At 73.1% G+C, this 20534-nt stretch carries 15 protein-coding genes and 1 pseudogene; 9 read left to right on the forward strand and 7 right to left on the reverse strand.

Features of this window, described 5'->3' with window-relative positions; all coding sequences use genetic code 11:
* Positions 1 to 6: 6 nt before the first annotated feature.
* Positions 7 to 420 carry an organic hydroperoxide resistance protein gene (locus ACGFZL_RS21145; protein ID WP_355176315.1) on the reverse strand — a complete coding sequence of 138 codons (414 nt, stop codon included), beginning with the start codon at positions 418 to 420 and terminating at the stop codon, positions 7 to 9.
* Positions 421 to 530: 110 nt separating this feature from the next.
* Here ACGFZL_RS21145 and ACGFZL_RS21150 point away from each other — a divergent pair, with 110 nt between their 5' ends.
* Together ACGFZL_RS21150 and galE are read left to right on the forward strand one after the other, a co-directional pair.
* Positions 531 to 1028 carry a MarR family winged helix-turn-helix transcriptional regulator gene (locus ACGFZL_RS21150; protein ID WP_393693707.1) on the forward strand — a complete coding sequence of 166 codons (498 nt, stop codon included), beginning with the start codon at positions 531 to 533 and terminating at the stop codon, positions 1026 to 1028.
* A gap of 93 nt (positions 1029 to 1121) precedes the next feature.
* Positions 1122 to 2102: a UDP-glucose 4-epimerase GalE gene (gene galE / locus ACGFZL_RS21155; RefSeq protein WP_393693709.1), complete on the forward strand. Its 981-nt coding sequence runs from the start codon at positions 1122 to 1124 to the stop codon at positions 2100 to 2102.
* Here galE and ACGFZL_RS21160 read toward each other — a convergent pair.
* A complete protein-coding gene (locus ACGFZL_RS21160; protein WP_393693711.1) occupies positions 2099 to 2980 on the reverse strand; it encodes an aminoglycoside phosphotransferase family protein in 882 nt (293 codons plus the stop codon). The genes galE and ACGFZL_RS21160 overlap by 4 nt on opposite strands.
* 109 nt (positions 2981 to 3089) lie before the next feature.
* On the opposite strand from ACGFZL_RS21160, the gene ACGFZL_RS21165 reads away from it, so the two are divergent.
* Entirely contained in the window at positions 3090 to 4028 is a 939-nt protein-coding gene (locus ACGFZL_RS21165; protein ID WP_393693713.1) for an ADP-ribosylglycohydrolase family protein, read from the forward strand.
* Positions 4029 to 4043: 15 nt separating this feature from the next.
* On the opposite strand, the gene ACGFZL_RS21170 is transcribed toward ACGFZL_RS21165, so the two are convergent.
* Positions 4044 to 4664 carry a TetR/AcrR family transcriptional regulator gene (locus ACGFZL_RS21170; RefSeq protein ID WP_393693715.1) on the reverse strand — a complete coding sequence of 207 codons (621 nt, stop codon included), beginning with the start codon at positions 4662 to 4664 and terminating at the stop codon, positions 4044 to 4046.
* 167 nt (positions 4665 to 4831) lie between these two features.
* On the opposite strand from ACGFZL_RS21170, the gene ACGFZL_RS21175 reads away from it, so the two are divergent.
* The 4 genes and pseudogenes from ACGFZL_RS21175 to ACGFZL_RS21190 all read left to right on the forward strand — a co-directional run bounded on the left by ACGFZL_RS21175 (position 4832) and on the right by ACGFZL_RS21190 (position 10651).
* The gene (locus ACGFZL_RS21175) at positions 4832 to 5776 is read left to right on the forward strand and encodes an ABC transporter permease (RefSeq protein WP_393693717.1); all 945 of its coding nucleotides are present in this window, start codon (positions 4832 to 4834) and stop codon (positions 5774 to 5776) included.
* Positions 5769 to 6629 (forward strand): annotated as a pseudogene (locus tag ACGFZL_RS21180) (ABC transporter ATP-binding protein); the annotation flags it as partial. The gene ACGFZL_RS21175 and the pseudogene ACGFZL_RS21180, both read left to right, overlap by 8 nt.
* Before the next feature lie 120 nt (positions 6630 to 6749).
* The gene (locus ACGFZL_RS21185; protein WP_393693719.1) at positions 6750 to 8987 is read left to right on the forward strand and encodes a CDP-glycerol glycerophosphotransferase family protein; all 2238 of its coding nucleotides are present in this window, start codon (positions 6750 to 6752) and stop codon (positions 8985 to 8987) included.
* The gene (locus tag ACGFZL_RS21190) at positions 8984 to 10651 is read left to right on the forward strand and encodes a glycosyltransferase family 2 protein (protein WP_393693721.1); all 1668 of its coding nucleotides are present in this window, start codon (positions 8984 to 8986) and stop codon (positions 10649 to 10651) included. Before ACGFZL_RS21185 ends, ACGFZL_RS21190 begins: the two co-directional genes overlap by 4 nt.
* Positions 10652 to 10823: 172 nt before the next feature.
* Here the strand turns inward: ACGFZL_RS21190 and ACGFZL_RS21195 are convergent, their stop codons facing one another.
* Complete coding sequence (locus ACGFZL_RS21195) at positions 10824 to 12299, reverse strand: hypothetical protein (RefSeq protein ID WP_393693723.1); 1476 nt, start codon at positions 12297 to 12299, stop codon at positions 10824 to 10826.
* A gap of 103 nt (positions 12300 to 12402) precedes the next feature.
* Here ACGFZL_RS21195 and ACGFZL_RS21200 point away from each other — a divergent pair, with 103 nt between their 5' ends.
* The gene (locus ACGFZL_RS21200) at positions 12403 to 12987 is read left to right on the forward strand and encodes a dihydrofolate reductase family protein (protein WP_393693725.1); all 585 of its coding nucleotides are present in this window, start codon (positions 12403 to 12405) and stop codon (positions 12985 to 12987) included.
* A gap of 15 nt (positions 12988 to 13002) precedes the next feature.
* Here ACGFZL_RS21200 and ACGFZL_RS21205 read toward each other — a convergent pair whose 3' ends face one another.
* The 3 genes from ACGFZL_RS21205 to ACGFZL_RS21215 form a co-directional block, all read right to left on the reverse strand.
* Positions 13003 to 17958: an NAD-glutamate dehydrogenase gene (locus tag ACGFZL_RS21205; protein ID WP_393693727.1), complete on the reverse strand. Its 4956-nt coding sequence runs from the start codon at positions 17956 to 17958 to the stop codon at positions 13003 to 13005.
* Between the two features lie 483 nt (positions 17959 to 18441).
* Positions 18442 to 19110, reverse strand: coding sequence for an HAD family hydrolase (locus ACGFZL_RS21210; protein ID WP_393693729.1), 669 nt, complete (start codon positions 19108 to 19110; stop codon positions 18442 to 18444).
* Between the two features lie 58 nt (positions 19111 to 19168).
* The gene (locus ACGFZL_RS21215; protein WP_393693766.1) at positions 19169 to 19618 is read right to left on the reverse strand and encodes a DUF6912 family protein; all 450 of its coding nucleotides are present in this window, start codon (positions 19616 to 19618) and stop codon (positions 19169 to 19171) included.
* A 302-nt stretch (positions 19619 to 19920) separates the two neighbouring features.
* Here ACGFZL_RS21215 and ACGFZL_RS21220 point away from each other — a divergent pair, with 302 nt between their 5' ends.
* Positions 19921 to 20523, forward strand: coding sequence for an Rv3235 family protein (locus ACGFZL_RS21220; protein WP_393693731.1), 603 nt, complete (start codon positions 19921 to 19923; stop codon positions 20521 to 20523).
* Positions 20524 to 20534 lie beyond the last annotated feature (11 nt).

The raw sequence follows: 20534 nt of genomic DNA on the forward strand, positions 1-20534 counted from the left end.
CGGCGGTTACTCGACGACGAGGTCGACCTCGATGTTGCCGCGGGTGGCGTTGGAGTACGGGCAGACCTGGTGGGCCTGCTCGACCAGCTCGCGGCCGGTGTTCTCGTCCACGCCCTCGGGCAGCTCGACCCGGAGGGTGACCTTGAGGCCGAAGCCCTCGCCCTGCTTGCCGATGCCGACCTCGGCGGTCACCGCGGCCTCGCTGACGTCGACGTTCGCCTTCTTGCCGACCACGCCGAGCGCGCCGCCGAAGCAGGCCGCGTACCCGGCGGCGAAGAGCTGCTCCGGGTTGGTGCCCTTGCCGTCGCCGCCCATCTCGACGGGGGCGCTGAGATCGAGGTCCAGCTTGCCGTCGGAGCTGACGGCGCGGCCGCCCCGGCCGTGGGTCGCGGTGGCGGCGGCGGTGTAGATCGCGTCCATGGGGAACCGTCCTAAGTGTCTCGGGGCATCCTGACGGACTCAGTGAAGCACGCAATTCAATTGCACACAACTAAATAGCGCTCCCACCCCACCCCGGCTACCCTGAACGCATGCCCATCTCCACCACCGGGTCCGACTGGCTCCGCCTGGACCAGCAGATCTGCTTCTCCCTGAACGCGGCGGCGCGTGCCTTCGGCGGCGTCTACCGCGTGCTCCTGAAGGACCTCGGGCTCACCTACCCGCAGTACCTCGTGATGCTGGCTCTCTGGGAGCACGGCGAGCTGCCGGTCAAGAAGCTGGGCGAGCACTTGCGCCTGGACTCCGGCACCCTGTCGCCGCTGCTCAAGCGGCTGGAGGCGGCCGGCCTGGTGCGGCGCGAGCGCAGCGCGCGCGACGAGCGGTCGGTGGAGATCCGGCTCACCGGCGAGGGCGTGGCGCTGCGCGAGCGCGCGGTGGAGGTGCCCCGCCGGATCGCGGCGGCGACCGGCTTCGACCTGACGGAGATCCAGGAGCTGCGGACCCGCCTGGACCGGCTGACCACGGCGCTGGACGCGTACCACCCCGACGGCCCCCACAACCCCCACGACCCCTACGACCCGGAGTCCTGACGGCCGCCACACCCGCGATGCCGGATCATGGCGGATCATGGCCGGTAGGCACAGGGCGGGCACGCCACCGACGACCACGGAACGAGAAGGCACATGACCTGGCTGATCACCGGCGGCGCCGGTTACATCGGAGCGCATGTCGTCCGGGCGCTGACCGAGGCGGGCGAGCGGGCGGTGGTCTACGACGACCTGTCCACCGGCGTCGCCCAGCGCGTGCCCGACGGCGTCCCCCTGGTGGTCGGCTCGGTCCTGGACGGCGAGCGCGTCGCCCGCGCCCTGGCCGACCACGAGATCACCGGCGTGGTGCACCTGGCGGCGAAGAAGCAGGTCGGCGAGTCGGTGGAGCTGCCGCTGCACTACTACCGGGAGAACGTGGAGGGCCTGCGCGTCCTCCTCGACGCGGTCACCGCGGCCGGCGTCGGCTCCTTCGTCCTCTCCTCCTCGGCGGCCGTGTACGGCACCCCGGACGTGGACCTGGTCACGGAGGAGACGCCCTGCGTCCCCATGTCGCCGTACGGCGAGACCAAGCTGGCCGGCGAGTGGCTGGTCCGCGCGACCGGCCGCGCCTACGGCCTCGCGACGGCGTCCCTGCGCTACTTCAACGTGGCGGGCGCGGCCGGCCCCGAGCTGGCCGACACCGGGGTCTACAACATCGTCCCGATGGTCTTCGAGAAGCTCACCGCGGGCGAGGCCCCGCTGATCTTCGGCGACGACTACGCGACCCCGGACGGCACCTGCGTACGGGACTACGTCCACGTGGTCGACCTCGCCGAGGCCCACGTGGCCGCGGCCCGCGCCCTCCAGGCATCGCCCCCCGGCCGCACCCTCACCCTGAACATCGGCCGCGGCGAGGGCGTCTCCGTCCGCGAGCTGATCGCCCGCGTCAACACCCTCACCGGCCACACCACCCCGCCCACCGTCACCCCCCGCCGCCCCGGCGACCCGGCCCGCGTCGTCGCCTCGTCGGACCGGGCGGCGACGGAACTGGGCTGGAAGGCCCGGCACGACGTGGACGACATGATCACGTCGGCGTGGGCGGGCTGGGTCCATCACCACCCGGAGGCGGCGGGCTAAGGGGCGTCGGCGAGCGCCGCGTGGATCTGCCTCCTGGTCTGCGCGGCGATCCGGTCGTCCACGGCGGCGTAGTACGTGTAGGCGTTCAGCCCGGTGGCCAGAGCCCAGCCGCGGCCCCTCGCCCAGGTGGCGTCGTCCACGGCGAGGGTCTCCCGGAAAACCGCCCGGGCCTCGGCGCCAAGGAGAGTGAAGGCGATCATCAGGTCGCAGGCCGGGTCGCCGGCGCCGAGTCCGCCGAAGTCGATGACGGCGCTGAGCCGGCCGCCGTCCATCAGCAGGTTGCCCGTGTGGAAGTCCCCGTGGAACAGCACCGGCGGCCGGTCCCACGCCGGGGCGTCCAGCGCCGCGTCCCACACCCGCGTCATCGCCGCCGCGTCGAACACCCCGGCGACCTCGGCGATGCCCTCACGGGTCACCCGGTCCCGGTCGGCGAGCGCCCAGGCGGCGAGCCCTTCGTCGGCGTGATCGACCGGAAAGCCGTGCAGGGCGCCGAGAAACCGCGCCAGCTCCCCGGCAGCCTCGACGGAGTCCCCCAGCAACTCGACGGTCGCCACCTCGCCGTCCAGCCACCGCGACACCGCCCAGGGCCACGGATACCCGAACCCGGGCTCCCCGACCCCCACCACCACCGGCACGGCCAACGGCAGCGCAGGGGCCAGCCGCGGCAACCACTCCGCCTCGACCCGTACGTGCCCGGCCACGCCGACCCGCCGGGGCAGCCGCACGGCCAGCCCCTCCCCCAGCCGGTAGATCACGTGATCGAGTCCCCCCGACCGCACCTCCTCCAGCGCCGGCCCCGCCCACTGCGGGAACCGGTCGTCGACCAGCCGCCGGATCAGGGCGACGTCGATCTCAGGGGCGGTTTCAACGGTCCCCACGGCACCTCCTGTACGGAGCCCGCACGGGGCGGCGGGCGTCGGGGGCCCATCACAGTCCGGCACCTCACCCCTTGTCGACCGCATTTCCCCGGGGCCCTACGCTCCCCTCATGGCCACACCCGCGACCCTCCACCGCGCCCTGGGCGCCGTCATCGGCTCCGCCGTCGGGGACGCGCTGGGCGCGCCCTTCGAGTTCGGGCCCGAGGGCGCCTTCTCCGCGCGCTTCCCGGAGCCGGGCAGGGGCGGGGAGATGTGCGGGGGCGGTGGCTGGGACCCCGGGGAGGCCACGGACGACACGCAGATGGCGGTGCTGGTCGCGGAGTCGCTGCTGGAGTGCGGCGGGCTCGACCTGCCGGACGTGTTCCGGCGGTTCCAGCGCTGGGCGGCGGCCGAGCCCAAGGACATCGGCCTCCAGACCGAGGCCGTGCTGGGCTCCGGGGATCCCTGGGACCGCGCCGCCGCGCTGCACTTCGAGAGCAGTCAGCGGGGCGCCGGGAACGGCGCGCTGATGCGGGCCGCGCCGGCCGCCGTGCACTTCGCGCCGCTGGGCCGCGAGGCGACGATGGACGCCGCCCGGCGCATCGCCGCGCTGACGCACGGGGACCGGGCCGCCTGGGAGGGCACCGCCCTCTTCCACGAGCTGGTCCGCGTGGCCCTGGCCGGCGACGACCCCCTGGCCGCCGTGGACGCCGCCCTGGACGCCGTCCACCCCGAGCACCGGCGGCGCTACGCCACCGCCCTCGCCCCGGACTGGCACCCCGACCTCGCGACCGAGTTCAACGGCGCCGTCTGGCCCTGCCTCGCCTCGGCGGTCTGGGCGCTGCGCACGACCTCCTCCTTCGAGGACGCCCTGCGCGCCGCGGTCGACCTGGGCGGCGACACCGACACCGTGGCCGCCGTCACCGGCGGTCTGGCCGGGGCCGTGCACGGCGTCGCGGCCGTGCCCCAGCGCTGGACCGACGCCCTGCACGTGCCGTTGCCCGGGTTCGGCGGGCGGGTGCTGCGGGCGGCCGACCTGGACGCGCTCACCCGGCGGCTGTGCCGCTGAGCGGGGCCCCGTGGCTCACAGCGCCTTGAGGGCCGCCGCCGTCGTCCGGGCAAGGGCCGCCAGGTAGCCCTTGGGCGGCTTCGGGCCGCGGATGACCACGGAGCGCCAGTACAGGGGCCCGGAGATCAGGTCGAGGGCGAGGTCCGGGGCGAGACCGGGGCGGACTTCGCCGCGGTGTTCCGCCGCCGCGAGGATCTTGCTGGCGACGCCCACCTGGCCCTCCCGCAACGCCTTCTGGAGCGCGTCGTCGATCTCCGGGTTGCGGGCCGCCTCCGCCTGGAGGTCGGGGATGATCTGCGAGGCCATCGGGTGGCGCAGGGCGCGGGAGGTCACCTCGTAGAGCAGGCGCAGGTCGGTCTCCAGGGAGCCGGTGTCCGGGGCGGGCAGGCCCTGGACGGCCAGCGCCGAGACGACGTCGAGCACCAGGTGCAGCTTGGAGCGCCAACGCCGGTAGACCGCCGTCTTGCCGACCCCGGCCCGGCGGGCGATGCCCTCGATGGACATGCGCGCGTAGCCGACGGCCGCCAGTTCCTCGAAGACCGCGGCCCGGATCGCCTCCGTCACGTCCTCGCGGAGCACCGCCGCACCGGCGGGGGCCCGTCGGCGCGGGCGCGGCTCGTCGGCGTCGGTAGTCATACGGCCCAGCATAGGGCGTCACGACGTGACGGTTGCGTTCCGACGTCGTGACGCCCTACGCTCACGCCACGACGATACGGTTCCGTCCCGACGTGGCGGGCAGATGAACACCCGCCCTGCGTCAGGTGAACCGACCTCCCCGAGACCCCCGAGCGAAAGCAGCGGATGTGAGCCAGGTCCTCGACACACCGCCCCCGACACCGGCCCCCGCCGCGTCCGCGGCCCCGGCCGCCGCCGACGAGACCGACCTCGCGGCCCTCGCCGCCCGCCACGGCCTCTCGGTCAGCGGCGCCCGCCCCTCACTCCCCGACTACGTGCGGCAGCTCTGGGACCGCCGGCACTTCATCGGCGCCTTCGCCACCGCCAAGCTCACCGCCCAGTACAGCCAGGCCAAGCTCGGCCAGGTCTGGCAGGTGATGACGCCCCTACTGAACGCGGCCGTCTATTACCTGATCTTCGGCGTGCTGCTCCACACCCAGCGCGGCATCGCGGACTTCGTGCCCTTCCTGGTGACCGGCGTCTTCATCTGGACCTTCACGCAGAACTCCCTGATGGCCGGCACCCGCGCCATCTCCGGCAACCTCGGCCTGGTCCGCGCCCTGCACTTCCCGCGCGCCGCGCTGCCCGTCTCCTTCTCGCTCCAGCAGCTCCAGCAGCTGCTCTTCTCGATGGGCGCCCTCCTCGTCATCCTGCTCGGCTTCGGCGTGCCGCCCGCCACCTCCTGGCTGCTGGTGATCCCGGCGCTGGCGCTGCAGTTCGTGTTCAACACCGGCGTGTCCATGGCCATGGCCCGGGTCGGCGCCAAGATCCCGGACATCGCCCAGCTGATGCCCTTCGTGCTGCGCACCTGGATGTACGGCTCGGGCGTGATGTTCAGCATCAGCCACATGACCGACTCCGCGAGCGGGGTGCCGTCCTGGGTGGGGCCGGTGCTCCAGTGCAACCCCGCCGTCGTCTACATCGACCTGGTGCGCTTCGCCCTGATCGACAGCTTCCACGGCGACCAGCTGCCGCCCCACGTGTGGGCGCTCGCGGTGGCCTGGGCGCTGGTCGCCGGCATCGGCGGATTCATCTACTTCTGGAAGGCCGAGGAGACGTACGGTCGTGGCTGACAACACCCCTGACACTCCCGATACCCCCGACACCCGTGACGGGGCCCGCGTCCCCACCGTCGTCGCCGACGGCGTCGACATCGTCTACCGGGTCAACGGCACCGGCGCCGGACGCGGCTCCGCCACCGCCGCCCTCAACCGCATCCTGCGCCGCGGCCGGGCCGAGAAGGCGGCCGGCGTCCGCAAGGTGCACGCGGTGAAGAACGTCTCCTTCGTGGCGTACCGCGGCGAGGCCATCGGCCTGATCGGCACCAACGGCTCCGGCAAGTCGACGCTGCTCAAGGCGGTCGCCGGCCTGCTCCCGGTGGAGAACGGCCGCATCCACACCGACGGCCAGCCCTCCCTGCTCGGCGTGAACGCCGCCCTGATGAGCGACCTGACCGGCGAGCGCAACGTCTACCTCGGCGGCCTCGCGATGGGCATGTCCCGGGCGCAGATCAAGGAGCGGTACGAGGAGATCGTGGATTTCTCGGGGATCAACGACAAGGGCGACTTCATCTCGCTGCCGATGCGCACGTACTCCTCCGGCATGGCGGCCCGGCTGCGCTTCTCCATCGCCGCCGCCAAGGACCACGACGTCCTGCTCGTCGACGAGGCGCTGGCCACCGGCGACCGGTCCTTCCAGAAGCGCTCCGAGCAGCGGATCCGGGAGCTGCGGGCGCACGCCGGCACGGTGTTCCTGGTCAGCCACAGCAACTCCTCCATCCGCGACACCTGCGAGCGGGTGCTGTGGCTGGAGCGCGGCGAGCTGCGCATGGACGGGCCGACGGAGGAGGTGCTGCGGGAGTACGAGAAGTTCACCGGCACCGGCGGGGCCGCCAAGCGGGCGGCCAAACCCAAGCCCAAGGCCGCCTGACGCCCACGCCCCGTCCCCCATCGGGCGCAGCCGCACATGGCCCGCCTGTCCGATCAGTGCCAGTATGTCCGAACAGGAGGAGCCGCCGGGAACGACGAAGGCGAAGGAGTCCCCGCGATGCCCGAACCCGATTCGCAGACCCCGGCCCTGAGCGTCGTCGTCCACGGCCCCGACGTCCAGGGCCACCTCGCCGCCCTCCTGGACTCCCTGGACGCCCACCCCCTCACCGGCACCGAGGTGATCGTCGCCGCCGTCGGGGACTGGGCCCGCGAGACGGCAGAGCGGCACACCCCGGCGTTCACCGTGCTGCCCCTCCCGGAGGGCGCCGCCGACTCGGCGGCCCGCGCGGCGGGGGCGGCGCGTGCGCGGGGCCGGTGGCTGCACTTCGTCCGCGCGAAGGACGGCCTGCCCGCCGGCGCCGTCCGCCGGGTCGCCGAGCACACCGCGTCCCTGCCCGACACGGTGGACGTCCTCCTCCTCGACCACGTCCGCAGCACCTGGCGCACCACGTCGCTGCCCTCCCCCGACGGCCCCCGCCTCGCCCGCGCCGGCCGCGCCGACCTCGCCCTCGACGCCGCCGCCGGCCTGCTGCGCCTGACCCCACTGCTCGGCAACCGGGCCGTGCGGGCCGACTTCTGGCGAGCCCACGAACGCCTCCTGACCACCGACGACGAGCCGTTCGCCGCCACCGCCGCCCTGCTGCTCGCCGACCGTGTCGCCTGCCTGCCGCTGCCCGCCCTGGAGGACCGCCGGCTGCGCCCGGAGAGCCTGCCGCCGCTGACGCCGGAGCAGTGGTACGCGCTGATCGAGCGCCACGAGCGGCTCCTGGATCTCGCCGAGGGCCGCGAGGACGTCCGCGAAGAGGCTCGCCCCGCGGTGTACTCGACCCTCTACGACCTGATGGTCCGCGACTGCCTGCGCACCTACGCCCGCTCCGGCATGCCCGACGACGTCGCCCGCGAGTTCTTCCGCCGCGCCTCCGACGCCGTACGACGCCGCCGCCCGGGCGGCCTGAAGACGCCGGCCGGTCTGGAGGGCGTACGCCGCTCGCTGCTCGAAGAGGGCGCCTTCGGCCGCTACCACGCCCTCCAGGCCGCCAACCGCGCCCGCCGCACGGTCAAGAAGGCGGTCCGCACCGGACGCCGCCGCGCCGGGACCCGGCTGCGCACCCTCCAGTACCGCCGCGCGCTCGCCGCCCCGCTCGACCCGCACCTGGCCGTCTTCTCCGCGTACTGGGCCCGCGGCGTGGCCTGCAACCCGGCCGCCGTCGCCGCCAAGCTGGCCGAACTCGCCCCGCACATCCACCCGGTGTGGGTCGTCACCGACCGCAACGCGGCCCTGCTGCCGCCCGGCACCGACCATGTCGTCCCCGGCACCCGCCGCTACTGGGAGGTGCTGGCCCGGGCGAAGTACCTGGTCAACAACGTCAACTTCCCGGACGCGGTGGTCAAACGGCCCGGCAGCGTCCACCTCCAGACCCATCACGGCACCCCGCTCAAGCAGATGGGCGTGGACCAGATGCCCTACCCGGCCGCCGCCCGCGGCCTGAACTTCCAGGCCCTCCTGGAGCGCGTCGACCGCTGGGACTTCAGCGTCTCGGCCAACAGCCACACCACCCGCATGTGGCAGCGCGCCTACCCCTCCGGGTACGTCTCCCTGGACCACGGCTATCCGCGCAACGACGTCTTCTACACGGCCGGCGCCGAGCAGGTCCGCGCCGTCCGCGAGCGCCTCGGCATCGCCCCGGGCCGCCGGGCGATCCTCTACGCGCCCACCCACCGCGACTACGAGGCCGGCTGGACCCCCCGCCTGGACCTCGCCGCCCTCGCCGACCGGCTCGGCGAGGAAACGATCCTGCTGGTGCGCGGCCACTACTTCTACGAGGGCGCCGCCTCCCCGCTGGCCGGCCTGCGCCGCACCGGCCGGATCATCGACGTCTCCTCGTACGACCCCGTCGAGGACCTGTGCCTGGCCGCCGACGCGCTGGTCACCGACTACTCGTCCATCATGTTCGACTACGCCAACCTGGACCGCCCGATCGTCGTCCACGCCGACGACTGGGAGACCTACCGCACCACCCGCGGCGTCTACTTCGACCTGATGGCCGAGGCGCCCGGCCCGGTCGCCCGCACCCAGGAGGAGCTGACCGAGCTGCTCACCACGGACGCCTGGCGCGACGAGCGCGCGGCGAAGGCGCGGGCCGCCTTCCGGCGCCGCTTCTGCGAGTACGACGACGGCCGCGCCGCCGAACGCGTCGTGCGCCGGGTCTTCCTGGGCGAGGACGAGCGCGCGCTGCCGCCGGTGCTGCCGCTCGCCGAACGGACACCGGCGCCGAGCCCGGAGGCGATCGCATGACCGTCGACCCGACCCCCGACGTCACCGTCACGGTGATCGTCTACAACGACGCCGCACGCCTCCCCCGCGCCGTCGAGTCGGTCCGCCGCCAGACCCACGCGAACATCGAGATCGTCATCAGCGACGACCACTCCACGGACGCGACTTCCGAGGTCGCCCGCGCGCTGGCCGCCGAGGACCCCCGGATCGTGTACCTGCGCCTGGACGAGAACAGCGGCGGGTGCAGCGCCCCGCGCAACCGGGCCCTGGAGATCGCGCGGGCCCCGTACCTGATGTTCCTGGACAGCGACGACGAACTCCCCGAGCGCGCCGTCGAGGTGCTCCTCGCCGCCCACCGCGAACGCGACCTCGACTTCGCGATGGGCCAGGTGCAGCGGGTCCGCGTCGACAACGGCAAGCGCTCGCTGTGGATGCCGCACCTGGTGCGCGAGGCCCGCACGGTGGACGGCATCGAGGCCGACCCGCGGCTGCTCTTCGAGCACCTCTCGACCAGCAAGATGTACGCCCGCGCCTTCCTGGACCGGCACGGCCTGCGCTTCCCCGAGGGCATCCACTACGAGGACCAGCTCTTCTCGGCGCAGGCGTACTGCCTCGCCAAGGCGTTCGCCGTCGTGCCGGAGCCGGTCTACCGCTGGTACATCGAGCCGTACGCCGCCGGGGACACCGCCTCCATCTCCAACCAGCGGCACAAGCTCTCCAACGTCCGCGACCGCGTCCACGTGCAGCGGCTGATCGACGCGTTCCTGGCGGAGAGCGGGCACGAGTCGCTGCGCGAGGACAAGGACTTCAAGTTCCTCAAGCACGACTTCCGCATGTACGCCGGCGACCTCCCCTACCGCGACGACGCCTGGCACGCCGCCTTCGCCGACATCATGGCCCCCTACCTCGACACCCTCGCCCCCGGCGCCTTCGCCCGGCTGCCGCGCCCCGAGCGGATCGTCCTGCAACTGGTGCGCGACCGCCGCCCCGCCGACGTCCGCGAGGCCGCCCGGGGCCTCGGCCACACCGTCGCCCCCCGCCGTCTGACCACGGACCCGGCGACGGACCGCACCTACTGGGGCGCCGGGATCCCCTTGTCGGAGACGGCCCGCCGCGAACTGGACCTGAGCGACCTGGAGCCGGACACCCGGCCGTTCTTCAGCGCCCTGCTGCGCCACGAGATCACGGACATCACCCCGGTCCGCTCGGCCGCCGCCCTGGACCTGACGATCCGCACGTACGACCCCGCCCTGCGCCTCCCCGTGGGCCCGCAGCGCGCCACCCTCGTCCTCACCCCCGGCCGCCGACGCCTGACGGTCCCCTTCCGCCTCTCCCCCGTGCGCCCCGGCGTCTACGAGGGCACCGTCCGCCTCGACCTGGCCGCCGCCCGCCTCCCCCTCCAGGGCTTCGAGGGCGTCCGCCACCCGGTCCTGCGCCTGACCCACCAGTCCCAGACCCACACGGCGATCCTGCTGGCCCCGCTGTCCTTCCCGCCGGTGACGATGCAGACCCCCCACCACACCGTCACCGCCGAACCCGAGGGCCACGACCCGGGCCGCCTCCAACTCCACTGGCACCCCGTCGGCCCGACGGCCACCTTGATCGCCCCCGCCGTCCACCACCTGGCGACCCCCCGAGTACGCCGGGCAACCCGCCTGGCCACCAACCTGATCCGCCTGAAGTAACCCCACCCACCACCGGCACCACGGCCACCCAGCCGGCCCAGCCTGCGGGCAGTCGTGCCGCTGGGGCGGCACGGGTGGGCGCAGGCGGCAACCCGCTACGCCGGGCTGCGTGACGCCCCCCCCCGGCCGATCCCCGGGCACCGGACCCGACCCCGGCACCACCAGAGGCCCCTCACCGCACCACCGCGTACAGCACCTCTCCCCGAGGCCCCCGCCCCACCTCCCGCAACCCGGCAACCCCCCGAAGCCCACTCCCCCGATCCACCACCCACCGCACCCCGTACTCCTCCAGAATCCCCCTCCGCACCCCACCCCCAGCCCCCCGCGCGAAATACGCCCGCACCGCCCCCTCCCGAGCCCCCTCATCCGCGAGAAAGAAGTCGGGATACCCCGGCACCACCGTGTACGCCCCATACGCCGGAATCTCCCGCGACGGCACCCGCCGAGCCATCACCACATCCCCGTACCCCACCCACCGCGTGATCCAGTGATACCCCTCCCACGGCTCCCGGTACTTCGCCTCGACCCACCGCGGCAACACCCCCCGCCCCACCACGAACCCCACCGCCCCGACCTGCGCCCACGCCCCCACCACCAGCGCCAACGCCACCCCCGCCACCCACACCCGCCGCCCGACGGCCGCGGCCTCGGCCACCTCCACCCCCACCGCGACCTGCGCCGGAATCACCACGGCGGGCAGCACCCGCCCCCACGACCAGTGCCCCGTCACCCCGCCCGCCGCGAACACCAGCACCCCCAGCACGAAGAACACCACCAGCGGATCCCGGCCGAACCCGACCCGCCGCCCCCGCACGACCAGGGCGACCACCCCCACCACCCCCACCAGCCACAACCGCGCCCCCAGCCCCGCGTACAGCGGCCGATGCACCGCCTCCAACGCACCCCCCGCCCCGAACAACGCGAAGAAGTCGTAGTACGGCCACACCCACAGCACCCCCACCCCCACCAGAACCCCGACCCCCAGCCGCGCCAGCACCCTCCCCCCGGGCCGCCCGGCGACCACCACGGCCAACGCCCCCAACGAGGCGACAACACCCGAGAACTGATGGCACAGCAGAACGACGGCCCACAGCACCCCGAGACCGACCCCCGCCCCCCACCCAACCGGACCACGCACCGCCCGCCCCACCCAGGCCCACAGATGAAACGCCAGCCCCAACGCGAGCACACTCGGATACGCCACCGTCAGCGCCAACGACTCGAGCCCCAGCAACCCGCTCCAGTCGAACGGCACCCACCCCCACAGCAGCACCAGGCACAGAAACACCAGCGGCACCGCCACCGCCCGCCCGCTCAGCGTCCGCACCCACCGCCACACCCCGGACCCCAGCACCCCGAGCGCCACCACCGCCCCGACCCGCAGCACGACGAACACCGACCACCCCGACACCCGCGCGAGACACCCGAGCAGCACCGTCCACGGCGAGTAGTACGGACTCGGCGTATCCGCGTCGACCAGCGGATTCCCCGGGTCCGTGAGACTGTGCCGCAGCCGCTCCAGCGTGGCCGCGTGCATGCCGAGGTCGCCGATCCACGGCAGCCGCACCACCACCAGGAGCAACAGGACGAGCACCAGCCCCGCCCCCACCCCGGAAACGACCCGCACACCCGAGAAGCGCCCAGTCACCCGGTCACTTTATCCGCAATGTCCGTTTAGGCCGCACCAGAAGACCGCGCAGCGATGAGTTCCGCGACCCCGTCGGGTCCATGAGTGCGGAAGGGAGAACGACATGCGCTCGATCACCGCCCGGATGTTCATGACCCTGGACGGCGTCGTCCAGGGCCTGGGCCGCCCCGACGAGGACACCCGCGGCGGCTTCCCGCACGGCGGCTGGGGCCCCCGGTACAACGACGACGTCATGGGCCGCGAGCTGGCCAAGGGCATGGCCGCGCCCGGCGACCTGCTGTTCGGCCGCCGCACCTGGCAGGACTTCCTCGCGGTGTGGGGGCGCGCGAGCGACGGCAACCCCTTCAGCGCCCACATGAACGCGGCCACCAAGTACGTCGTGTCGCGCACCCTCGACGACGTCGCCGACTGGCCGAACTCGACCCTGCTGCGGGGCGACGCCACCGAGACGGTGGCCGGACTGAAGGCCCGGCCGGGCAACGACCTGTCGATCAACGGCAGCGCGGCGCTGGTGCGGAGCCTGCACGCCGCCGGCCTGATCGACCACTACACGCTGCTGATCCACCCGCTGACGCTCGGCAGCGGGACGAGGCTGTTCGAAGGCCCCGCCCCGCTGACCGAGTACGAGCTGACCGGCAGCGTCACCACCCCCAAGGGAGTGATCATCGCGCACTACACCCGGAGGTGAGCGCGGCGCACGCGGCTACGCGTGCGTACGCAGCAGCGTCCGCATCGTCCGCATCGCCACCGACAGATTCGCCAGGTCGAAGGCGTCGGAGGACTGGATCTCCTCCAGCGTGGTGCGCGCCCGGCTCAGGATCGCCGCGTTCTTCTGCTCCCACACGGTGAACCGCTCCTCCGGCGTCGACGTGCCGTGGCCCGCCGCGAGCACGTCCGCGGTAAGCGCCGCGTGCGCCGCGTACAGGTCCTCGCGGATCGCCGCGCGGGCCATGGACTGCCAGCGGTCGGCGCGGGGCAGGTCGCTGATCCGGTCCATCAGCTGGGTGATCCGCAGCCGGTCGGCGAGGTCGTAGTACACCTCGGCGACCTCCAGCGGCTCCTTGCCCATGCGGTCGGCCACCGAGACGATGTCCAGCGTCGGGAAGGCCGAGGAGAACCCGGCGACCCGGGTGGCCGTCTCGTCCGGCACGCCGGCGGCGGTCAGCTCGTCGTAGATCCGCTGGTACCACTCCGCATCCGCGCCGCGCAGCAGCTTGGGCAGCTCGGCCCAGACCTGCCCGACCCGCTCGGCGAAGAACTCCACCGTCTCGGCGAGCTGCAGCGGCTGCGGCCGGTTGTTGAGCAGCCAGCGGGTGCCGCGCTCGACCAGCCGGCGCGAGTGCAGCCGGATGCGGGTCTGCACCGCGGCCTCGGCCCGGTTGTCCAGGGCCTCCACCGCGTCCCACACCGGGGCCGAGCGGAAGATCGCCCGCGCCGCGGTCTGCGCCCGCACGACCTCTTCGAGGGAGGCGCCGGTCTCCTCCCGCATCCGGTGCAGGTAGGTCGTACCGCCGGTGTTGACCGTGTCGTTGACCAGCACCGTCGTGGTGATCTCGCGGCGCAGCGGGTGGGTGTCGATCTGCTCGGCGAACTGCTCGCGCAGCTGGGTGGGGAAGTAGGCGTGCAGCAGCCCGCGCAGGTAGGGGTCGTCGGGCAGCGAGGTGTGCAGCAGCTCCTCGGCGACCGTGATCTTCGTGTACGCCAGGAGCACGGCCGTCTCCGGGCCGGTCAGGCCCTGGCCCGCGCCGAGGCGCTCGCGGATCTGGCGGTCGGTGGGCAGGAACTCCAGGGCCCGGTTGAGGTGGCCCTCGCGCACCAGGTGGCGCATGAAGCGCTGCTGGGCGTTGAGCATGTCCTTGGACTGGGCGAGCGCGTTGGCCAGCGCGGTGTTCTGCGCGTAGTTGTTGCGCAGCACCAGCGCGCCGACCTCGTCGGTCATCTCCGCCAGCAGCTTGTTGCGCTGCTTGACGGTCATGTCGCCCTCCTTGACCAGGCCGTTGAGCAGGATCTTGATGTTCACCTCGTGGTCGGAGGTGTCCACGCCGGCGCTGTTGTCGATCGCGTCGGTGTTGACCCGCCCGCCCCGCGTGGCGAACTCGATCCGGCCGAGCTGGGTCAGGCCCAGGTTGCCGCCCTCGCCGACCACCTTGACCCTGAGGTCGGCGCCGTCGACGCGGATGGCGTCGTTGGCCTTGTCGCCGACGTCCCCGTTGGACTCGGCGGCGGCCTTCACGTACGTGCCGATGCCGCCGTTCCACAGCAGGTCGACCGGCGACTGGAGGATCGCCTTCATCAGGTCGGCCGGGGTCATCTTGGTGACGCCGGCCTCGATACCGAGGGCCTCGCGGACGTGCGCGTTGACCGGGATCGACTTCGCGGTGCGCGGGAAGATCCCGCCGCCGGCCGACAGCAGGGAGGTGTCGTACTCCTCCCAGGAGGAGCGGGGCAGCTCGAACAGGCGGCGGCGCTCGGCGTAGGAGGTGGCCGCGTCCGGGGTCGGGTCGAGGAAGATGTGCCGGTGGTCGAAGGCGGCGACCAGGCGGATGTGCTCGCTGAGCAGCATGCCGTTGCCGAACACGTCGCCGGACATGTCGCCGATGCCGACGACCGTGAAGTCCTCGTTCTGCGTGTCCACGCCCAGCTCACGGAAGTGCCGCTTGACGGACTCCCAGGCGCCGCGGGCGGTGATGCCCATGCCCTTGTGGTCGTAGCCCGCCGAGCCGCCGGAGGCGAAGGCGTCGCCGAGCCAGAGGTTGTAGGACTCGGCGACCTCGTTGGCGATGTCGGAGAAGGTCGCGGTGCCCTTGTCGGCGGCGACGACGAGGTAGGTGTCGTCCCCGTCGTGCCGGACGACGTCGGTGGGCGGGACGACCTCGCCGCCGACCATGTTGTCGGTGATGTCGAGCAGCGCCGAGATGAAGGTGCGGTAGCTGGCGATGCCCTCGGCGAGCCACGCCTCGCGGTCGGCGGCCGGGTCGGGCAGCTGCTTGGCGACGAAGCCGCCCTTGGCGCCGACCGGCACGATGACGGTGTTCTTCACCATCTGCGCCTTGACCAGGCCGAGGATCTCGGTGCGGAAGTCCTCCCGCCGGTCCGACCAGCGCAGGCCGCCGCGCGCGACCTTGCCGAAGCGCAGGTGCACGCCCTCGACGCGCGGCGAGTACACCCAGATCTCGTAGGCCGGGCGGGGGGCGGGCAGGTCGGGGATGGCCTGCGGGTCGAACTTCATCGACACGTAGTCGTGCGGCTCGCCGCTCTCCGCCGTCTGGAAGAAGTTGGTGCGCAGCGTCGCCTTGATGACGGTGAGGAAGGAGCGCAGGATGCGGTCCTCGTCCAGGCTCGCCACCTGGTCGAGCGCCGCGTCGACCTCTTCGAGCAGGGCGTCCACGATCTCGTGCCCGGCGCGCTGGCGGGCCGGGGCCATCCGGGCCTCGAAGAGGGAGACCAGCAGGCGGGTGGTGTGGACGTTGTTGCGGAGGGTGTCCTCCATGTAGTCCTGGCTGAAGGTGGAGCCGGCCTGCCGCAGGTACTTGGCGTAGGCGCGCAGCACCATCGCCTGCCGCCAGGTCAGCCCGGCGCCGAGCACGAGGGCGTTGAAGCCGTCGTTCTCCGCCTTGTCGTTCCAGGCCGCGGCGAAGGCATCCTGGAAGCGCTCGCGGGCGTCGTCGCCGAGGTGCTCGCCGCCGGCGGTGAGCTTCGGCACGCGCAGCCCGAAGTCGTAGATCCAGGCGGTGGTGCGGTCGGCGCAGCGCAGTTCGTAGGGGCGCTCGTCGGTGACCTCGACGCCGAGCCGGCTGAGCACCGGCAGCACGGCCGACAGGGAGACCGAGCCTCCCTTCTGGTAGATCTTGAACCGGCGCTCGCCGGGCGCGGCACCCACCGGTTCGTACAGGCTGAGCGCGAAGGTGTTGTGCGCGTCGAGCCGCTCCAGGTGGCCGAGGTCGGCGACCGCGGAGCGCGGGCCGTGGTCGGCCTTGTAGCCCTCGGGGAAGGCGCCCGCGTAGTGGCGCAGCAGCTCGGCGGCGCGCTCCTCGCCCATCTCGGCGTTGAGCGCCTCGGCGAAGCCGTCGGCCCAGGAGCGGGCGGCCTCCACCAGGCGGGCCTCGATGCGCTCCTTGTCGGCGTCGGACAGCTCCGGCAGCTCGGTGCCCTGCGGGACGCGGACCACGAAGTGCAGCCGGGACAGGATCGACTCGGTGTTCCAGGCGGTGAAGTCGACGCTGGTGCCGCCCAGCTCCTCCTTCAGGATGTCGATGATCCGCAGCCGGACGCCGGTGGTGTAGCGGTCCCGGGGGAGGTAGACGAGGGCCGAGTAGTAGCGCCCGTACTCGTCCTGGCGCAGGTAGAGGCGCAGCCGGCGCCGCTCCTGGAGGTAGAGGACGGAGGTGGCGATGGACTGGAGCTCGTCGGCCGGGGTCTGGAACAGCTCGTCGCGCGGGTAGGTCTCCAGGATCTGGAGCAGGTCGCGCCCGTCGTGGCTGCTGGCGGAGAAGCCGGCCCGGTCGAGCACCTCGGCCACCTTGCGGCGGATGACCGGCACCCGGCGCACGGACTCGGTGTAGGCGGCGGAGGAGAACAGGCCGAGGAAGCGGCGCTCGCCGACCACGTTGCCGTCCGCGTCGAACCTCTTGACGCCGACGTAGTCGAGGTACGACGGCCGGTGCACGGTGGCCCGGCTGTTGGCCTTGGTCAGCACCAGCAGGCGGTGCTCGCGGGCCTTGGCGCGGGCGTCGGCCGGCAGCCGCTCGAAGGAGGGGCTGACCGGGTGGGCCTCGTCGGTCTCGTGGTGCGGGTCGGAGCGCAGGATGCCGAGGCCGGTGCCGGCGACGGCGCCGAGGGAGTCGTCCTCGCGCAGCTGGTACTCGCGGTAGCCGAGGAAGGTGAAGTGGTCGTCGGACAGCCAGCGCAGCAGTTCGCGGGCCTCCTCGACCTCTCCGGCGGGCAGGTCGCCGGGGGTGGGCTCGCCCGGCAGGTCGTCGGCGAGGCGGGCGGCGGTGTCCCGCATCTTGCTCCAGTCCTCGACGGTCTCCCGGACGTCGTTGAGGACGCGCAGCAGATCGGCGGTGATCTGCTTGAGGTCGCCGCGGTCGGTCTCGCGGTCGATCTCGACGTGGATCCAGGACTCGACGTGCGCGTCGTGCGGCAGCTCGCCGGCGGCGCTCTTGGGGAGCATTTCGATGAGCCGCCCGGCGACGTCGCGCCGGACCACGAACTGCGGGTGGACGACGACGTGGATGCCGCGGCCCTGCCGGGTCAGCTCGTTGGTGACGGAGTCGACGAGGAAGGGCATGTCGTCCGTGACCACCTCGACCACGGAGTGGCTGCACGTCCAGCCGTTCTCCTCCACCGTCGGGGTGTGCACCCGGACGTTGGCGGTGCCCTGCGGGCGGTTCTCGGCCAGCCGGTAGTGGGAGACGGCGGCGCCGAAGACGTCGACCGGGTCGCGGTCGGCGAGGTCCTCGGGGGCCGTGTGCCGGTAGTAGCGCTGGAGGAACGCGAACACGGATGCCTGGTCGGGGGTTCCCGAGGGGCCCGGGGTGTCCGGCGTGCCCTCGTCCGTCGTCCCAGTCGGTAGGTGCCCCCCGACCGGGCTGTTCTCAGCTACCCGGGCGGCCCTCTCGAGCAGCTCGGCCTTGGCTTCGTCCAGCTTGGTCTGCATTGTCCTCTGGCTCCTGTCGCGCGCCGTTGCGTGACGTAGAAGGAAGTACGGTCTCCTGCCCTCCGACGTGACGCCGAGACGCGGGGTTTCCGGTCTGGTCCGACGCTATGCCGCAAGGCGGGAGGAGCGGGGGCATATCGGCCGATGTCACCGCGCCCGCCGGGTGTGACATGGCTCTCGCCGCCACCGCCGGGGAAGGGTGCGGCGTGATGCCGGGGGCCTTCGACGCCCCGTCCCGCCCGCGAAGACCAGCGACCTGCGCCCGGCCGCGGATGTCGTCCGTGGGCGCCGGGCGCGGAGCGGGGGCGCCGATGCCCCCGCGAGCTATCGCGCTGATCACGCCACAAGGCTATCGCCCCGTGCGGGGCCCCCGTCATGAGCCGTATGTGTACAAAACCGGGGGTGGAACTTTGACGTTCTGCACAGCTCCGGACGGCGTACGGTCCCTTCACGCCCCGCGTGTCACTCGCGTCACGACTCGCGTCACGCGGCGAGGCGCTCGGCCTCCGCGACGGCCTCCCGCAGGGTGTCCACCACCGGCACGCCGGCCCCCTCCAGGCTGGCCCGGCTGTGCGAGCCCCCGGTGTACAGCACCGCCCGCGCCCCCACGTGCAGCGCGGCCACCGCGTCGTCGGCGGCGTCGCCTATGACGACAGTGCGGGCGGGCTCGACGGTGTCCGCGAGGGCGGCGAGGTGGCGGACCATGTGCTCGGCCTTGCTGCCGCCGGAGGGGCCGGTGCGGCCGTCGACGCGTATGAAGTGCGTCTCGATGCCGAGGCCGCGCACCAGGGGCAGCAGGTCCTCGTGCCCGTACATGCTGAGGATGGACTGGCTGCGCCCGGCCGCCCGCCAGCCGGCGAGCAGCTCGGCCGCGCCCTCGGCGAGCGTGCAGCGCACCCGGTGCTCGGTGTAGTACCGGTGGAAGACGGCGTCCATCAGCTCCCACTCGGCGCCGGTGGGCAGCCGGCCCATCAGCCGCTCGTAGAACTTCGGCACCGGCACGCAGTACAGCGAGCGGTACTGCTCCAGCGTGATCGGCGCCAGGCCCAGCTCGGCGAAGGCCGCGTTGGTCGCGCCGATGATCGCGTCGTTGTCGTGGAACAGCGTGCCGTTCCAGTCCCAGACGATGTGTGTGCCCGTGTTCGTCCCCATGCCCAAAACCGTACCCGCCGCCACTGACAGTGACGGCGGCCTGTGGATGAACGACCGGTCAGTGACCGTCCGCCAGCAGGTTCGGGATCTCCTGCGTGGCGTACCAGAGCAGGTCGTGGTCCTCCAGCGCGTCCGCGTCACCGGCGGCGACGGCGGCCTCCGCGTCGGCGGAGTCGAGGTGCACGGCCGCCGCCTTGGCCAGCCGCACGGGCCCGGCGACGCTCACCTCACCGGGTTCGTCGGCGTCCGGTACCGCGGTGACCGCCCCGTCGGCCACGTCCACCGCGACGACCACCCGCCGCCGGGCCGCCCCGTCGTCACCGGCCAGCAGCCGCAGCGAGGCCGTCCCGGCCGCGTTCAGCGCGGCGTACTCCAGCTCCTCGACGTCCTCCGAGCCGTACCAGTCGCGCAGCGCGGGCGTGACGGCGTAGGCGGCACCGGTCCCCAGCTCGCCCGTCCGGTGGGCCTCGGCGAGGCCGGGGAGGGTCAAGGGGACGTAGACGCGCATATTGAGCTGCTTTCGTTCTCGGGACATGATCCGAACGGACCCCCAGAATACGCGCGCCCGTCCCCTATCGAGCTGCCCCCCACAGCCCCGAACCCGTCCACTCCACGCCAGAAATTCACCCTCCCCACCCGCCTGAACACCGGCCATGGACCCCCAGAATCACCCGGATAAGTGAAATCCCCCGCCCCCACGCCACCGCTCCCCCACGCCTTGCCCCACCCCGCCCCCACCCCGTACAAGATCCCCGACCACAAAAAGTTACCGACTGGTACCAGTCGGCCACCGGAAACGGGGAAATCCACATGCGCAAGGTCATGACGAGAGCCCAGCTCCGCGCGGTGCCGAGCCCCTCGGACGCCCCCACACCGCAGGACCGAGTCGGCCTCCCGCCCCGCAGGCCAGGCGGCACCGGCGTGCGCACCGCGCCCTCCGGCGGCCGTCCGCCCGGCTCCCCGGGCAGGTCGGCGCGGTCCCGCACCCGGCCTGCGGACACCCGCCCGCCGACCGTCGGCTCAGGCCCGCGCACGAGCGCCCCGGCCCCCGCCCCCGACCGCACCCTGCGCCGCCCGGTGCCCCCGCCCCGCCCCACCGACCACTTCGCCGAGCTGCTGCTCGCCGTGCTCAGCGGGCGCCGGCCCGTGCACTCGATGCTGCGGCACACGCGGGGACAGGCCTACGACGATCTGGCGGTGCTCGCCGAGCGGGGTCCGCTGCGCACCCGCGGCGTGCTGCCGGTGGTGCGGGACCTCGGGTGGTACGAGGCCCGGCCCGGCGCCCTGGAGGTGTTCGCCCGGATCGCCGCCGGGGAGCAGGTGCGGGCGATGGCGTTCCGCCTGGAGCGGGGCAACGATCTGCGCTGGCGCTGCACAGCGGTCGAGCTGGGCGGCCGGCGCGGGGAGGGCTGACACGCCCCGGC

Origin of the sequence: Streptomyces sp. NPDC048182 (genome assembly GCF_043202555.1) — a bacterium.
Classification (GTDB): Bacteria; Actinomycetota; Actinomycetes; order Streptomycetales; family Streptomycetaceae; genus Streptomyces.

Excerpts from the sequence above, each read along its gene's own strand:
- ACGFZL_RS21220 (WP_393693731.1), top strand. The coding sequence starts at position 19,921 with ATGCGCAAGGTCATGACGAGAGCCCAGCTCCGCGCGGTGCCGAGCCCC.
- ACGFZL_RS21210 (WP_393693729.1), bottom strand. The coding sequence starts at position 19,110 with ATGGGGACGAACACGGGCACACACATCGTCTGGGACTGGAACGGCACG.
- ACGFZL_RS21215 (WP_393693766.1), bottom strand. The coding sequence starts at position 19,618 with ATGCGCGTCTACGTCCCCTTGACCCTCCCCGGCCTCGCCGAGGCCCAC.
- ACGFZL_RS21190 (WP_393693721.1), top strand. The coding sequence starts at position 8,984 with ATGACCGTCGACCCGACCCCCGACGTCACCGTCACGGTGATCGTCTAC.
- ACGFZL_RS21150 (WP_393693707.1), top strand. The coding sequence starts at position 531 with ATGCCCATCTCCACCACCGGGTCCGACTGGCTCCGCCTGGACCAGCAG.
- ACGFZL_RS21165 (WP_393693713.1), top strand. The coding sequence starts at position 3,090 with ATGGCCACACCCGCGACCCTCCACCGCGCCCTGGGCGCCGTCATCGGC.
- ACGFZL_RS21170 (WP_393693715.1), bottom strand. The coding sequence starts at position 4,664 with ATGACTACCGACGCCGACGAGCCGCGCCCGCGCCGACGGGCCCCCGCC.
- ACGFZL_RS21145 (WP_355176315.1), bottom strand. The coding sequence starts at position 420 with ATGGACGCGATCTACACCGCCGCCGCCACCGCGACCCACGGCCGGGGC.
- ACGFZL_RS21185 (WP_393693719.1), top strand. The coding sequence starts at position 6,750 with ATGCCCGAACCCGATTCGCAGACCCCGGCCCTGAGCGTCGTCGTCCAC.
- galE (WP_393693709.1), top strand. The coding sequence starts at position 1,122 with ATGACCTGGCTGATCACCGGCGGCGCCGGTTACATCGGAGCGCATGTC.
- ACGFZL_RS21200 (WP_393693725.1), top strand. The coding sequence starts at position 12,403 with ATGCGCTCGATCACCGCCCGGATGTTCATGACCCTGGACGGCGTCGTC.
- ACGFZL_RS21205 (WP_393693727.1), bottom strand. The coding sequence starts at position 17,958 with ATGCAGACCAAGCTGGACGAAGCCAAGGCCGAGCTGCTCGAGAGGGCC.